This is a genomic window from Collinsella sp., assembly GCF_052346665.1.
Lineage (GTDB): Bacteria > Actinomycetota > Coriobacteriia > Coriobacteriales > Coriobacteriaceae > Collinsella.
In genome coordinates this window covers 1-14,335 of the sequence record NZ_DAWDUX010000050.1, presented here as the reverse complement: position 1 = coordinate 14,335, position 14,335 = coordinate 1, and the positions used below count along the sequence as shown (strand labels likewise).

The following is a 14,335-nucleotide window of genomic DNA, read 5'->3' as shown; positions in this document are numbered from 1 at the left end:
AGGCTCATCGAGACCTACCCCAAAGACGCCGTCCCGTTTGTCGTCGGGAGCGATTGCCATGATTGGGCGGCCTACCCCGGGAGAGAAGGCGGTGAGATTTTGTTCTCGAGCCTGAAATGCCTGCCGACCTTCGAGGGCCTGCTCATGGCGATTACCGACCTCTCGAGGATCAAGGTCGGCGACTGCTCGTTCTTCAGCGCCAGCTCCTCGAAGCTTGATTCGTTGAGGCTGGCAGTCGATGGCAAGGATTTTGACATACCGCTTTCGCCTGGAATCAACGCGATCATCGGCGACAACTCCATTGGCAAGTCGATGATGATTCATCGATTGACCGGCTGCCGGCATGTGGGCGATTCCAAGTTGGTAGATGGGTACGAGGCCTATTGCGCGAAGGAGGGCATAAGCATCGACACCCTCCTCTCCGTCGCGGCCGAGTTCAAGTTCGACGACCAGGATAGCGTGCGCAAAACCCTCGAGGAGTTGCATTCGGGGCAGGGCCAGAACGATTATTTCGGTAAGTATTTTCAATCCCACGTCGATGTCGGTTCGATCAAGGAGTCGCTCAAGCGCTTCTTCGATGAGTGCGTTGTCGCCCTGGAGTCGAAAGCGCGCTTCAACGATGCACGCTGTGGGCTCGATAAGTATGACGTGGTTTTGCGCGACCTGCCAAAGTCCGAGATGCTGACCATCTCCCGGTTTTCGAAGACGATCTCTTTTGAGGACATTGATAACCTCCGCTCCAAGTTGCTCTCCTGTAGGAGCGATCTTGCCAACGCCAGAACAGATCACTCGAAACTTTTCAAAGAGATGGGGCTTGAGGCTGCCGAGGCCCATGCCGATGCAATGGAGGCGATGGACAGGCTTCTCAAGCTCATCGCGAAGCATAGGCTGGTCTACGAACGCGACGACGCGAAGACCCGAGCAGTCAAGGACGCTGCGAGCGAGGAACGCAGGGTTCTTTCGAAGAGGAAGACTGACGAGCAGAAAACCATCGATGACTATTCGGCGACTCTCGACGATGTTTCTGAGAAAATTGCCAGCGCAGTGTTGCTTGCCGCAAAGCGGTGCGACAGGGAGCTCGAGTATGCCGTTCCCGTGGACGTTAGGGTCCCCAACCCTATGGGGAAATTCATATTTGTCTCCGAACTCACTTCCGGTAGGACCGACGTAGGCTACTGCAATGATGTCTTCGGAGAGGTATTCAACAAACCGAAGCTCTGGCGGTTGTTGGACGGCATTCAGCATGAAACGTCTCTTACCACAGAGGATATTGCGGAAATGGTGACGGGCAGCAAGCCTTCTTTGTCGACGTGCTATAAAGAAATTCGCGAAAAACTCTATACGGTGGTGGACTGCATATCCGAGAGAAGGAAAATCACCAACAAGTCCATAGGCATCGACGCCGAACCGTCGCCTGGCCTGTACGGGACCTTGTACTTCGACCTTTTGGCGGAGGAAGACGCTAAGATGGGGGTCTATGTTATCGACCAGCCGGAAGACCAGATCTCGCAGGTGGCGATCAAGAAGCACGTCCTCGGTGCCTTCAAGAGGATGAGTGCCAACCGGCAGGTGCTGATGATTACGCACAATCCGCTCTTCGTCGTAAACCTCGACGTCGATAACGTCATCGTGCTCGCGCGCGGCGAAGATGGGAAAATTGACGTGAAGAGCGGGGCTTTGGAATACGAATGCGACGACTACAAGGTGCTCGACCTTGTGGCCAAGACCGTTGAAGGGGGTGCCGACGTTGTCAGGAAGCGACTCAAGCGCTATGGTTCAGAAGGCATATAGGGTCGGGCTGAAGGATGGGAAGATCGCGATCGAGGGGGTTGACGGCTTTTCCATTGCCGTTGAAGACCCGAAGCTGAACGTAGGGAAGCTGTACTCGGCCCTTTTCGCCGACGTCAACGAGCCCACGACAATTTCCCTCGAGCCCGCGATTGAACTTAAACAGGATCGTAAAACCTTCTCTTTCTTTGAAAGCTTGAAGAAGATCGTGGACGGCGCTTGCGAGAAGATGAATCCAGGTCTGGCTGAGATCGCCGTGAAGGCCGAACAGCTAGATGCTGACGGCAGCAAGTAGCGGCTTTCGTGGCATTGATCTGACTGAACTTGTGATAGATGGAGGTTTGCATGGTGAAGACGGTCGTTTGCGAGAAGTGCGGCAACACGATTGAATACGAGGACAAATCCGTCTTCGAGGGCAATCGTGAGTTCGAGGAGGTCGTCTGTCCGGTGTGCGGGAACGAGCTTTGCCAAGTATTTACCGACCTGTTTCCCAACCCGAGGGTCGTGAAGAAGCATGAAGGGCGGTAGCACGGGCACCCCCTAACAATGGCGGTCTATTGGGCTTCTGCAAGCGGGACATGCTTCACAAAACTCTTCACAAACTGGGTGCGATCCGCATATCGTGGCGCTGATTCCAATTTGTGACACTCCCGTACCATTCCTTACGTTTTGCAGTCTATGCGAAGGGATATGGAGATGGCGTCACGATTTGGGATGAGCAACGGAAGGCTTGCGGCTGTAGCCGAGGGGAAGCTCCCTCGGCCTTGTCCGTCGGAGAAGGTGTGCGTGCCCAACGGGATGATTGTGGCGGAGGCCGTGCGCGTGCGCGGTGAGGACGCCGTGTGGGGCGAGGTCAACGGCGGGTCGGTGGAGCTGTGGTTCCCCGGCAAGGTTTCGTAGAAAGGAACCGCCTTGGACGTCTTGGCGTCTTGGCGCGTCTCGTATGACGCAGTCGAGACGGCGAGACGGGAGCGATGTATATACTGGACAAGCAATAAGCCTCCGGGTGAGCGTGACCCGGAGGCTATTTTTATGCGTTGGGTCGACCCCGCCGCCGTGGGGTCGGCGCGGCCGGCGCCCTGTCCGCCGCCGCGGGCGCGCTGCTCGAGGACGCGGAGACCGACGCCCTCGCGTACCCGGGCTTCCCCGTCGAGCGCGGGCGCCGCATCCGCGCCGACAACGTGCAGGAGCGCATGGACAGGGAGATGAAGCGCGGGCCGCGGGTCGTGCAGGTGTTCCCGAGCCCGGAGTCGACGCTGTACCTGGCGGGCGCGGTGCGCGCCGGGCGGGACGAGGACTGGTCGAGCAGGCGCTGCATCTCGCCCGAGTCCATGCTCAAGCTGGCTGAGCCCGCGGGGCCCGAGCCCGTCGAGAGCGAGGCGTCGCGCAGGAGAGGTCTTATGATCGCCGAGCCGGCGATGGGGCTCGCCGGCACGGGGAGGAGGGCGGCGTGATGCTATGATGCAGATGGTTCAGGCTGCGGCCCGTCCCAGAAAGACCGGCTACACCAACTTTTCCGACACTACCCTGTTTGTTGTTTACTGAGAAATAGCCCGAACGGTCGCTTTTTTGAGCATCGTGGTCATTGAGAATCGAGCAGAAAAAGCACAAGAAATCGTACGTTACCGCTTGTGTTCTATGGACTCGAGGCCGGTTCTGCTCTGCGGCTTACGGAACCGGCCTCAGCGGGATGCGTTGCGCTATTTGAGCGTGTTGCGCGTTGGAAACTTAGCGTATTTGCTTTTTACTGCTGCGGGAGCGCTTCCTGTTCTTACGATGGGGGGTGGGGTCTGCTCCTCATACTTTGCACCGATGAAGCCTTGGGTTTGGGCATCCCGATAGGGTCGGGCTTGTCATGATGGGGCCCTTATTGGGGGAGGAGGCCTCATCGGGCTCTGGGCACGCAGAGTCCATGCAGCGCCTCCAGGTCCTCAGCGTCCTCACTGCAGCTCGGATAAGATCGGTCAGGCCATCGAAAATGTCGACGAAATGTCTGACAATCTTAGCCCCGCATTTTGCAAGCAGCAGGGCTGCGCGGTGTAAGCAATGACGGGAACGAGCACGCCGTTGATGACGGTGTTGGCATCTCCAGATGCAAAGGTTACGATAGAAACTGCAATGATTGCCTCCGAGCTTGCGGCGCGGAGGCAAGTTCGTTTCCACAGCATGGCAAGTCCTTTCGAGGGAGAAGAGGGATGTTGTATAATGCAAGTCGTACACAACAAACAACAGGCCTCCTTCCAGTCGACGACATGTCCGCGATGATCGGTAAGGCTCGTTGGGCCCAACCGAATAACAGGAAGCGTTGCGACCGCCCGCGCCCATTGAGTTAACCGCCCGTACTCCCTGTGCCGCTCAATAACGTTTATAACCCCATTGCTTACACCGCGTACCGGTCAGTCTTAATGAGTCGATAAGCGGCGTCCCTACCGCTCAGACGGTAGAAGTGCCGTTTGCGGGTTATGTGACATTGGGTTGTTAAAGAGGCGTTAAAAAGGTAACTCAGCGGTATATTTCGCATTTGGAATTGTTGCCGTTGGTGTGCTTCATTAAGGGTCGTTTTGGGAAAGTAATGCAACGTTGTCGCAGGCGGCATCGTTTTACTCGATCCAAGCGGAGCGAGGGTGACTTTTCCGTAGCGGGGTCGCTCCCTTGCTGGCGAGGCGTTGTTGTAAAGTGCCCACTGCTATTGTTGACCTTCAAACAGTTCTCTCATGGTTGATATTAATTCTGGGATGTTGCCGAATCTTCATCGTTTTTACTTGCGCCATCATTCTGAAACAGTCGGATTGCTTTCGAGCGCGGACGCATCGACTGGATGCGCATATTTGTTGGACGAGGTCTCGGCTTTCGAATCTTCGCTTATACCGGATTTGAGGGAATTCGTATTTGGAGGAATGTCTTGAACAGCGAACAGTTCAGACAGGAGGCTGAGACAATAGAAAAAGCTCTGAGGAGTCTGAGAGTCGAAGAGAGAGATGCGGTGATCCCATTCATGGACGGTGGTTTTACCCAATGGGATCTATACCTGGCTTCCAGTTCTGAGTATGTGATGAGACTGATAGACGGATTCATCCCAATGCTTGAGACGAGGAATTTCGTTTGCGTCGCACAGCTCCTCAGGGCGCAGGTTGGCGTTTGCCTTCGGACGCTAGCACTATTTGTCGCGAAAGACCAAGAGGATTATCTCAAACAGGTGTTTCGTGGAGTGCCTGTGAACAGACTTAAAGATCGCTCTGGTAAAAATATGACCGACGGAAGACTTCAAGACTTGCTAAGTGAGTTCGATCCAGAGGTGGAAAACGTGTACAAGGCAACATCTGGATTCGTCCACTTCTCAACTGATATCCTGCCGAGTATGGGTGTGCCTGGGGAGGGATGTGAAGTCGAGTTTAATTTTGGAGCGGTTCCCAACGAGAGGAACAATGCGTCTCTTGTGGGTTGTGGCAAAGCATTCTGCCACTATATCGAACTTCACCTCAAAATACTCCATAGGGTAATTGCCTCAGACGAATGGTACGCAGATCGTTGCCATATTGATTGCGACAGCCCTGTGGATAAAGGCACGGCAAGTGGAGATGCGTAGGATCGGGCTTCCTCGCCGAGGCGCAGTTGGCCCGCGACTCCACGGCGGCCGTCCCTTTATCGACCTCGCTTACACCATCTTTTCCGACGTGATCTGACGGCTCCATGGAGATGCGGATAATTAGGCCAATAAAGTCGGTCGGTTTTAAGATTCGAAAGATGCCGGGTTGCAGTGCAGAGTGGGAGAACAGACAACGTCTTTATGCCGATTCGTATCTGAGGCGGTCTTGCTATACGACTTTGGATGTGAGACCATAAAGCCACCGAAGGAGCGTTAGTTCCGTAGGTGTCAGATTGGCGAGGTTCGTACCTCGCCATTTTCTTACACAGGGGGTCCATGGCCGAGCGTATAAATCTGCACATCGACGAGACTGGCAACCAGGACCTATCTGAGGGGCGCTACCTCGTCGCCGTCGTCCTTCACGACCATAGCGCCGACATCGAGGACGCCATTGCTCGATACAGGGCTCGCTTGTCGGAGGCGGGCCTGCCAGACGTGCCTTTTCACGGTAAGGACCTCCTTCACGGCAACGAGGGGTATGCCAATGTCTCCCCTGGTGATAGGAAGCGCCTGCTGACCCAATTTTCCCGCTTTGTTCGAGAGCTTCCGATCTTGTTTTTCGCGCTGCGGTACGACGGCGCGACCGTCCATAACAGAAACGAGCTCGAAGCGAGGTTGAGGCGGGACCTCGCTCTGCTCATCTTCGATAGCCTATCGTATTTCCAGGCCTTCGATGCCATCGCCGTGTATTACGACAATGGGCAGGGCGCTGTCAGCGCGGCGCTGCATGATGCGTTGGATTTTGTGCTCGCGAAGAACGTTGCGGACTATCGGCACGCCGATCCTAATGCCCGCAGGCTTCTCCAAGTGGCGGACTACGTATGCACGGTTTTGCGCGTTTCCGAGGACTATGATGCTGGCAGGCAATCGAAGACCCATGAGCGGTTTTTCGGCAATCGCCGGAATTTCACTCAGTCGTTTAAAAAGCAGCTCGATCGAAAGGCGTTTGCGTAGGCCTCCTGTCGATACTGTGGCTGCAGACCGCTTAGGGATACCTAGAAGATGCTGGCGAGCTAACGAAATGGATCGCGTAGCGAATAGCGGTGCAAGAAGAGGATTCGGCGAAAACGGAGACCGCAATGGACGCTATGCGGCAATTCGAGGGAGCGACGGTCGACGGCGGCCTGGGCGCGCTCACCCACATCGCCGTCACCGGCGGCCGTTTCTTTCGGGGGATGTCATGCGTGAATCGTGTTTAGATGCATTCAATTCATATGTCGCTCGTTACGACGCCTCGGATGAGCGGATCGCGCTCAAGGTCGAACACACCTATGAGGTTGCCGGGTTGTGCGACGAGATCGCGCGAGGGGAGGGCCTGCCCCCGGCCGACGTCGACCTCGCGTGGCTGTGCGGCCTGCTGCACGACATCGGGCGATTCGAGCAGCTGCGCCAATGGGGGACGTTCAGTGACGCGGACTCGTGCAGCCATGCGGCGCTCGGGATCCAGGTGCTCAAGGATGAGATGGCAAGTTTCACCAGCGATCCGGAATGGGCGCACATCATCGAGCGCGCCGTTGCCCTCCACAGCGACTTCAGGCTCCCGTCGGACCTGGGCGCTCGCGAACGCCTCTTTTGCACCATCACGCGGGACGCCGACAAGGTGGATATCCTACGCGTGTTCAACCAATCGAGCTGCGAGGCGGTGTTGGGAATTGATTCCAGCGAGTTCTCGCACGGGGAGATCTCGGACGTCGCGTTCGAGGCGTTCGACGAGCGCCGGTGCCTCGCGCGCGATGAGCGCCCCGGGTCGCTCGATGGCCTTGTGGGCGCCGTCTGCCTCGCCTTCGAGCTCGAGTTGCCCGCGTCCCGCAAGGCTCTGGGGGATAGGGGATACCTGCAGGCGCTCCTGAGCGAGCCCTTCGGCCTGAGCCCGCATTTCGAGTCCGAGCTCACCCAGCGCCGCTGGGACGCCATCTGCGATGTGATGCAGTGCCTTCCGTCTAATTCCCGCTCTGATGTCGAACGTGAGGCTCCCCATGAGCGCCTCATGAACCGCCTGGGTCGTTCGGAGGCCGAGTTCGATTCTGGAGGATATGTCGACGGCAATGCCTTCTTGGACGCATTGTTGGAGCGGTTTGACGCTTAACCCGTCCATAACATGGGCAAGTTGTGCGATTGCGGCGTTGTGCTGCTGGTCTGTGGTAACATACCGTCCTGTTGGTACCCTCCACTTGGATATCCGCTCCACCGGCGGCTTCCCAGTTGAGGGCGAATCGAGGCCATGGGGAGCGCATTCCGCGGCCGCTACAAGAAAGGTGAAATCATGACGATTTCCAAGGAGCGCAAGGCGGAGCTCACCGCCAAGTTCGGCAAGAACGCCCAGGACACCGGCAACTCCAAGGTTCAGGTCGCCATCCTGTCCGAGCGCATCAAGGAGCTGACCGAGCACATGAAGTCCCACCAGAAGGACTTCCACACCCGTCGTGGTCTGCTCATGCTGGTTGGTAAGCGTCGTCGTCTCCTCTCCTACATCAAGAAGAACGACATCAATGAGTACCGTGAGCTCATCAAGGAGCTCGGCATTCGCGACAACATCCAGTAGGGATTTGTGCATGCAGGGGCGTCCGCTGGGCGCCCCTTTTCATGTTGGGCCCCTATCACGGCGATAGGGGTCCGGGCCGGCGCCAATGCGCCGTCCAAATGGGGAGAGGGGCCTCATGTGCCCGCCCCGCAACCGATCGGCGGGAGGGTCCCGCCGACCTAGAGAAGCCCGCGCGCAAGGGGCGCGTGGGGATAGGAGTATTCATGACACTCGTAAGCAAGACCTTCGACCTGTTCGGCAAGACCTACGTCTTCGAGGTCGGCGAGCTCGCCAAGCAGGCCACCGGTGCCGCGCTCGTCAAGCAGGGCGACTCCACCGTGCTCACCACGGTCGTCGTTTCCAAGGAGCGCAAGAACTACGACTTCTTCCCGCTGACCGTTGACTTCAACGAGAAGATGTACGCTGCCGGCCGCATCCCGGGCGGCTACCTCAAGCGTGAGGGCCGTCCCTCCGAGAAGGCCACCCTCACCGCCCGCATGATCGACCGTCCGATCCGCCCGTCCTTCCCCGACGGCTTCCGCAACGAGGTCCAGGTCGTCGCCACCTCCCTTGTGGCCGATCAGAAGAACCCGGTCGACGTGATCTGCGTCATGGGCGCCTCCCTCGCCATGACCATCGGCGGTGTGCCGTTCGAGGGCCCGCTGGCCTGCGTGCGCATCGGCCGCGACAAGGAGACCGGCGAGTTCATCGTCAACCCCACCTATGAGGAGCGCGAGAACTCCGATCTCGATCTCGAGCTCGCGGGCACCCGCGACTTCATCTCCATGGTTGAGGCCGGCGCCGAGGAGGTCTCCGAGGAGGACATGCTCGCCGCCATGCAGTTCGGCCAGGAGGCCATCGGCGCCTTCTGCGACGCTCAGCTCGAGTTTGTCGAGGAGTGGGAGCGCGTCAACGGCCCGATCGTCAAGCGCGAGTACCCGCTCGACCAGCCGGTCGAGGAGGTCCACGACCGCATCTTCGCCCACTACGACGAGATGGCTGCTGCTCTGCGAGACGCCGACAAGCTGTCCCGTCAGGACAAGGTTGCCGAGCTCAAGGAGGCCATCAAGGCCGAGTTCACCGAGGAGGAGCAGCTCGTTTGGGAGCGCGAGATCCCGGTGAACCTCAAGAAGCTCGAGAAGACCGCCATGCGTCGCATGGTTGTAGAGACCGGTGAGCGCGTCGACGGCCGCAGCGCCGCCGAGATCCGCCCCATCATGGTCAAGGGCGACTACCTGCCTCTGGTTCACGGATCCGGCCTGTTCCAGCGCGGTCAGACCCAGGTGCTCTCTGTGCTCTCGCTCGGCATGCTCAACGAGGGTCAGCGTCTCGACACCATCGAGCCCGTCGATGGCAAGCGCTACATGCACCACTACAACTTCCCGCCCTACTGCACCGGCGAGACCGGCCGCATGGGCACGCCTAAGCGCCGCGAGATCGGCCACGGCAACCTCGCCGAGCGCGCTCTGATCCCGGTCCTGCCCGATGAGAACGAGTTCCCCTACGCCATCCGCGTGGTGTCCGAGGTCATGGAGTCCAACGGCTCCTCTTCGATGGCTTCCACCTGCGGCAGCTGCCTGGCCCTCATGGACGGCGGCGTGCCGATCAAGCGCCCCGTGTCCGGTATCGCCATGGGCCTCATCCAGGAGGAGGGCAAGACCGTCGTCCTGTCCGATATCCAGGGTCTCGAGGACTTCCTCGGCGACATGGACTTCAAGGTGACCGGTACCGAGAAGGGCATTACCGCGCTGCAGATGGACAACAAGGCCACCGGCCTGACGTTCGACATCCTGCGCACTGCCCTCGAGCAGGCCAAGGAGGGTCGCGCCTACATCCTCGACAAGATGCTCGAGGTCGTGCCCGGCCCGCGTGAGGAGACCCGCACTACCGCGCCCAAGATCCAGTGCATCACCATCCCGACCGAGAACATCCGCGATGTCATCGGCAAGGGTGGCGAGACCATCCGCGGCATCCAGGACGAGACCGGCGCCTCCATCGACATCCACGAGGACGGCACCGTGTACGTTGGTGGCGTGGGCGAGTCCGTCGCCGCTGCCATCGAGCGCATCGAGCTCATCGTCAAGGTCCCCGAGGTGGGCGAGGAGTACACCGGCCGCGTTGTGTCCATCCAGCCGTTCGGCGCGTTTGTGAACCTGCTGCCCGGCAAGGACGGCCTGCTGCACATCTCCCGCGTTGCCCAGGGCCGCGTTGAGAAGGTCGAGGATGTCCTGAACGTTGGCGACGAGGTCAAGGTCAAGGTCATCGAGATCGACGACCGCGGCAAGATCTCCCTGGATCGCCTCGAGAAGCCCGAGACCCCGGCTGGTTCCGGCCGCGGTGAGGGCGAGGGTCGCGGCGAGCGTCGCGAGCGCGGCGATCGCCCGGGCCGTGGTGCCCGCGACACCGGTGCCCGCGGTTTCGACCGTCCCGCCCGTCGCGAGCGCGGTGACCGTCCCCGTCGTCCCGGCGACAACGGCGGCCGTGCCCCGCGTCGTCATCACGAGGCCGAGTAGCGACTCGTTCGATTTCGTCGAATTTGCATAGTGCGACTATGGGCCCGGGGATAAACCCCCGGGCCCATATTGTGTGTGGTGTGGTTCAGTATGTAGACGGCCGTAACTGAATGAGCAGGGGCTCTCTTCAGGTTTCGCGCAATGCCTCAACAAGAACGGATCAAAATTTGCGATTCGTCACGCCTGTGCTTACAAAAATCGACTATGTGTACCTAGCGGGGTTCCATGGTTCGCTTTTTGTTCTTGATTGCTCCAAAGTTGGAAGAAAATAATGAACATCTGTTAGAGAAAACCGCAAATTGAAGGGTCGTTTTGACTCCGTCGGTGGGAAAGTCGTACGACTTAATTGGATCTATCCGGCCTTCTCTCTCTGAACCGTGTCGAAATGGTACACATTGTCGATTTTTGTAAGTGAAACAATCGAAGCAACATCTCTCCTTGGTCCCAAAATGAATTCGGGGCTTAGATACTGGCCTGTTTTTCCTTCAGATGACTGGCCAGGATCTCAAGAGCGTGCGCATAGCCGGAAAGGCCTTCACCTGTGACGCGCGCGAAGCACGCCATTCCGGCATAGGATACTTGCCGAAAGTCCTCACGCTCCTCAACGGCGGAGATGTGAACCTCAACCGAGGGGATGGCGACTGCTTTGAGGGCGTCGAGGATCGCTACGCTCGTGTGCGTGTATGCAGCGGGATTGATGACGATGCCGTCGATGCTTCCGTATGCCTCTTGGATACGGTCAACGATTGCCCCCTCATGGTTGGACTGGAATACTTCGATTCCGTTAAAACCAAGCTCATCGGCCGCGTCCTGGCATATCTGCACGAGCGTTTCGTAGTTGTCCGACCCATAGATGCCAGGTTCGCGGATGCCGAGCATGTTGAGGTTCGGTCCATTAATCACGAGGGCCTTCATAGGTACATTCCTTTCTTGGACGGATGGCGGAACGTGCCATTGGGGACGTGCCCTTTTGGCACACGCTGCTTGCGGATGCGTGCCAAAGGGGCATGACTCCAATGGTACGGCGAAGCAGCGTTCATGCCGCATGCTAAAGCATCGGCGGGAGGGCGGACATGAGTGCGGCGGCGGTGTTTGCGGCGCAGTCGGTAGAACTAACGGTGAGATCGGCCCATGCACGGTATATGGGCATGCGCTGCTGGGCGAGCTCCTCGATGCCGTGTTTGGCGGTGAGGGGACGTCCCTTGGTCGCAAGTTCTTCGAGCGGACGGTCAAGCATGACAATAAGGCTGTTCTGATGAAGCAGAGGGTAGTTCTCATCACGCGTGACAATGCCACCGCCACAGGAGATGACGAGTCCGGACTGCCCGGCAATGCGAGCAAGTACCTCGGTCTCACGGATGCGGAAGGCTGTTTCTCCCTTGCGCTCGATAAATTCAGCACAGCTCATGCCGAGCTCATTGGCGAGGGCTTGGTCGATGTCGACGTGCTCGCGCTTGAGCAGCTTCGCGAGATGCTCGCCTACGCGTGTCTTGCCGCATCCCGGCATGCCAATGAGGGAGATGTTCTGCTCGGTAGCGGAGAGTCGGCGCGTCACGTCGACTGTCCTCTCCATGTCGATGACCTCGCCCGTGTAGCGCTCGACTGCCTGCGCTGCCTGGGCAACCAGCATGAGAAGTCCTCCGGCGTACGGGATTCCCCTGCGTTCGGCCTCCATCATGAGGGCCGTGCGTGCGGGGTTGTACACGATGTCGACGAGACCCTCAAGCTTTGGAAACACGTCGAGGGAGCAGGGCGCGGCGGGGCATGTGGGGAACATGCCCACGGGCGTGCAGTTGACGGCGAGGGCGGCATCGGAATGGAGGTCCAGATTCGCATAACTGTTCTCGCCCGTGCGATCGATGGACACGGGGTTCATCTTCAAGTCGGCAAGGACCATCATCGCGGTGGAGCCGGCTCCGCCCGATCCGCCGAACACCACGGCTTTTTTGCCAGCCAGATCGAGGCCGAGGGACTCTACGAGCACCTTGAATCCGTAGTAATCGGTGTTGTCGCCGCGAAGACGCCCGTCCGCGAGGCGCGTTACCGTATTGATGTTACCCATGCGCCGCGCAATGTCCGAAAGCTCATCCATATAGGAGACGAGCTCTTTCTTGTAGGGAATGGTGACGTTGAAGCCCTCCCACACATCGGAGCGTACGAACACTTCCAGCTGATCGGGCTCGCGCTCGAATTTACGGTAGTCAAGTCCAGCGAGCTCGCGGTATATGACAGGGGTGTAGCTGTGTCCGAGTATGCGGCCCAAAACGCCGTATGGTCGTTTGATGACATTCATGGCTGCTCCTTCGTGGACGCACGTGGTTGATTATGAGTCGAGCGTGTCAAACGGGGACACCCCCTTGGCACGCGGTGGGATCAGAGTACTTCGAGATAACTGCCGAAATAGTGGAAACTACTACAGACGTCGTCGAGGCCGTCGAGCAGTGCACTGAATTCAGGGCTCGTAGCGGGGCATGCGAGATCGAAGTAGAACGTGAACTCGAAGTCACTTCCGGGGACGGGGCGGCTCTCAAGTTTCACGAGGTCGATATTCAGGGCGTAGATGCGTTCCAGCACGCGATACAGGGCGCCAGGTTCGCTTTTGAGCGTGAGCTGGATGGACGTCTTGTTGGCGCCTGGGTACACGGCGGGCTCCCGCGCGATGACGACGAACCTGGTGTAGTTGGCATCGGAGTCTTGGACGTTGCACTCAATGGCGTTCAGGCCGTACAGCTCGGCGCATGGCAACGACGAAAGTGCGGCAAGGTCACGCCTGCCCGAAGAGGAGACGAGCTCGGCGGCGCGGGCGGTGTTCTCGCATACGGTCGTCCGCACACCGAGTTTCTCGAGGTAGCCAGCGCATTGGTTAAGTGCCTGATTGTGGGAGATGACCTCTTTGATCTCATCGCGCTCAACGCCGGGGAGGGCGAGCAGGTTGTGGTCGATTTTCAGCCGCAGCGCCCGCACGATCGAACATCCGTAGGAGCCAAGCAAATCGTACACGGCGTTGACGGAGCCCGCTGTGGAGTTCTCGATGGGCAGCACGCCGAATTCGCATGCACCCGAGACAACGGCGCGAAACACTCCGTCGAAGGTGGGGGAGAAGCTGATGTCGGGAATCGAGAACAGCCTGCTGGCGGCGATTTGGCTGTAGGCCCCTTCGACCCCTTGACAGCACACGGAGACGCGAGAGGGAAATGCGCTCTCGAGCGGCAGGAAGGACGAGCGGACGCGCTTTGACACCGCGTCTGGTCGCGAGGCATGCATGATGTTCAGCTGTGCTGCCTTGTTCATGCTCATGAGCAGGGAGAATAGGGCGACGGCCTGGTTTTCGAGGCCTTCGGGCGCCTGTGCGGCTATATGGGCGAGTTTGGCGCGCTCGCGCGCGGGGTCGAAGACCGCCTTGCCCATGCGGATCTTGCTTTGCGCGACATCACGGGCGAGTGCCATACGCTGGCAGAACAGGTCGAGCATTTTCGCGTCGATGGCGTCTATCTTCGTGCGAACTTCGGCGAGATCCATGTGTTTCCTTTGGCAATCGGGGGTTGCGGGGTGTCATTGGGCGTGCCAAAGGGCGCGTTGCAGGTGGCACGCCCAATGGTATGTAACACCAGCGTTATTCAGCTCGGGGCGTTTGGTGTGTGAATGCAGACGTGCCTTCGGCCTCGAGGAGCGCGTCGAACAGGGCAAGGGCGCAGGCGGCCTCAGCCACCGGGACGGCGCGCGGGACGATGCAAGGATCGTGGCGCCCGCGCACCACAAGGTCGGCATTCTCCATATGGTCGAGGTCGACGCTGGGTTGGTGTCGCCCGATGGACGGCGTGGGCTTGAGGGCCATGCGCCATACCACGGGCAGGCCGGTGGTGATGC

At 59.0% G+C, this 14,335-nt stretch carries 14 protein-coding genes and 1 pseudogene; 10 read left to right on the top strand and 5 right to left on the bottom strand.

What is annotated here, in order from left to right; all coding sequences use genetic code 11:
- From ACT8II_RS08530 to ACT8II_RS08510, 5 genes and pseudogenes are all read left to right on the top strand, one after another.
- The coding region (locus ACT8II_RS08530; RefSeq protein WP_443813793.1) for a hypothetical protein at positions 1-1,791 on the top strand (1,791 nt) is incomplete at its 5' end.
- On the top strand, positions 1,772-2,083 hold the full coding sequence (locus ACT8II_RS08525; protein ID WP_294124026.1) for a hypothetical protein: 312 nt from the start codon (positions 1,772-1,774) through the stop codon (positions 2,081-2,083). The genes ACT8II_RS08530 and ACT8II_RS08525, both read left to right, overlap by 20 nt.
- Before the next feature lie 50 nt (positions 2,084-2,133).
- A complete protein-coding gene (locus ACT8II_RS08520; RefSeq protein ID WP_117679035.1) occupies positions 2,134-2,316 on the top strand; it encodes a hypothetical protein in 183 nt (60 codons plus the stop codon).
- 168 nt (positions 2,317-2,484) lie between these two features.
- Positions 2,485-2,688: a hypothetical protein gene (locus tag ACT8II_RS08515; RefSeq protein ID WP_443813791.1), complete on the top strand. Its 204-nt coding sequence runs from the start codon at positions 2,485-2,487 to the stop codon at positions 2,686-2,688.
- A gap of 167 nt (positions 2,689-2,855) precedes the next feature.
- Positions 2,856-3,242, top strand: a pseudogene (locus tag ACT8II_RS08510) (transposase); the annotation flags it as partial.
- A 510-nt stretch (positions 3,243-3,752) separates the two neighbouring features.
- Here the strand turns inward: ACT8II_RS08510 and ACT8II_RS08505 are convergent.
- Entirely contained in the window at positions 3,753-3,956 is a 204-nt protein-coding gene (locus tag ACT8II_RS08505) for a hypothetical protein (protein ID WP_443813789.1), read from the bottom strand.
- Between the two features lie 734 nt (positions 3,957-4,690).
- On the opposite strand from ACT8II_RS08505, the gene ACT8II_RS08500 reads away from it, so the two are divergent.
- The 5 genes from ACT8II_RS08500 (at position 4,691) to ACT8II_RS08480 (ending at position 10,468) form a co-directional block, all read left to right on the top strand.
- Positions 4,691-5,374 carry a hypothetical protein gene (locus tag ACT8II_RS08500; protein WP_443813787.1) on the top strand — a complete coding sequence of 228 codons (684 nt, stop codon included), beginning with the start codon at positions 4,691-4,693 and terminating at the stop codon, positions 5,372-5,374.
- A 336-nt stretch (positions 5,375-5,710) separates the two neighbouring features.
- On the top strand, positions 5,711-6,388 hold the full coding sequence (locus tag ACT8II_RS08495; RefSeq protein ID WP_443813786.1) for a DUF3800 domain-containing protein: 678 nt from the start codon (positions 5,711-5,713) through the stop codon (positions 6,386-6,388).
- Positions 6,389-6,614: 226 nt separating this feature from the next.
- Entirely contained in the window at positions 6,615-7,520 is a 906-nt protein-coding gene (locus tag ACT8II_RS08490) for an HD domain-containing protein (RefSeq protein WP_443813784.1), read from the top strand.
- Between the two features lie 177 nt (positions 7,521-7,697).
- Positions 7,698-7,976 carry a 30S ribosomal protein S15 gene (gene rpsO, locus ACT8II_RS08485; RefSeq protein ID WP_006721138.1) on the top strand — a complete coding sequence of 93 codons (279 nt, stop codon included), beginning with the start codon at positions 7,698-7,700 and terminating at the stop codon, positions 7,974-7,976.
- A gap of 203 nt (positions 7,977-8,179) precedes the next feature.
- Positions 8,180-10,468 (top strand): polyribonucleotide nucleotidyltransferase, encoded by a 2,289-nt coding sequence (locus tag ACT8II_RS08480; protein ID WP_443813781.1) that lies wholly within the window; start codon positions 8,180-8,182, stop codon positions 10,466-10,468.
- Between the two features lie 462 nt (positions 10,469-10,930).
- Here ACT8II_RS08480 and aroQ read toward each other — a convergent pair whose 3' ends face one another.
- From aroQ to ACT8II_RS08460, 4 genes are all read right to left on the bottom strand, one after another.
- A complete protein-coding gene (gene aroQ / locus ACT8II_RS08475; protein WP_330005454.1) occupies positions 10,931-11,383 on the bottom strand; it encodes a type II 3-dehydroquinate dehydratase in 453 nt (150 codons plus the stop codon).
- Positions 11,384-11,516: 133 nt separating this feature from the next.
- Entirely contained in the window at positions 11,517-12,761 is a 1,245-nt protein-coding gene (locus tag ACT8II_RS08470; protein ID WP_443813779.1) for a shikimate kinase, read from the bottom strand.
- An 80-nt stretch (positions 12,762-12,841) separates the two neighbouring features.
- Complete coding sequence (locus tag ACT8II_RS08465; protein WP_443813777.1) at positions 12,842-13,987, bottom strand: bifunctional chorismate mutase/prephenate dehydratase; 1,146 nt, start codon at positions 13,985-13,987, stop codon at positions 12,842-12,844.
- A gap of 94 nt (positions 13,988-14,081) precedes the next feature.
- Positions 14,082-14,335 (bottom strand): chorismate synthase (locus ACT8II_RS08460; protein WP_443813775.1); only part of this gene is annotated, 254 nt, incomplete at its 5' end.

Coding starts and splice junctions, on each gene's coding strand:
- ACT8II_RS08525 (WP_294124026.1), top strand. CDS start 1,772: ATGGTTCAGAAGGCATATAGGGTCGGGCTGAAGGATGGGAAGATCGCG.
- ACT8II_RS08520 (WP_117679035.1), top strand. CDS start 2,134: ATGGTGAAGACGGTCGTTTGCGAGAAGTGCGGCAACACGATTGAATAC.
- ACT8II_RS08515 (WP_443813791.1), top strand. CDS start 2,485: ATGGCGTCACGATTTGGGATGAGCAACGGAAGGCTTGCGGCTGTAGCC.
- ACT8II_RS08505 (WP_443813789.1), bottom strand. CDS start 3,956: ATGCTGTGGAAACGAACTTGCCTCCGCGCCGCAAGCTCGGAGGCAATC.
- ACT8II_RS08495 (WP_443813786.1), top strand. CDS start 5,711: ATGGCCGAGCGTATAAATCTGCACATCGACGAGACTGGCAACCAGGAC.
- ACT8II_RS08490 (WP_443813784.1), top strand. CDS start 6,615: ATGCGTGAATCGTGTTTAGATGCATTCAATTCATATGTCGCTCGTTAC.
- rpsO (WP_006721138.1), top strand. CDS start 7,698: ATGACGATTTCCAAGGAGCGCAAGGCGGAGCTCACCGCCAAGTTCGGC.
- ACT8II_RS08480 (WP_443813781.1), top strand. CDS start 8,180: ATGACACTCGTAAGCAAGACCTTCGACCTGTTCGGCAAGACCTACGTC.
- aroQ (WP_330005454.1), bottom strand. CDS start 11,383: ATGAAGGCCCTCGTGATTAATGGACCGAACCTCAACATGCTCGGCATC.
- ACT8II_RS08470 (WP_443813779.1), bottom strand. CDS start 12,761: ATGAATGTCATCAAACGACCATACGGCGTTTTGGGCCGCATACTCGGA.
- ACT8II_RS08465 (WP_443813777.1), bottom strand. CDS start 13,987: ATGGATCTCGCCGAAGTTCGCACGAAGATAGACGCCATCGACGCGAAA.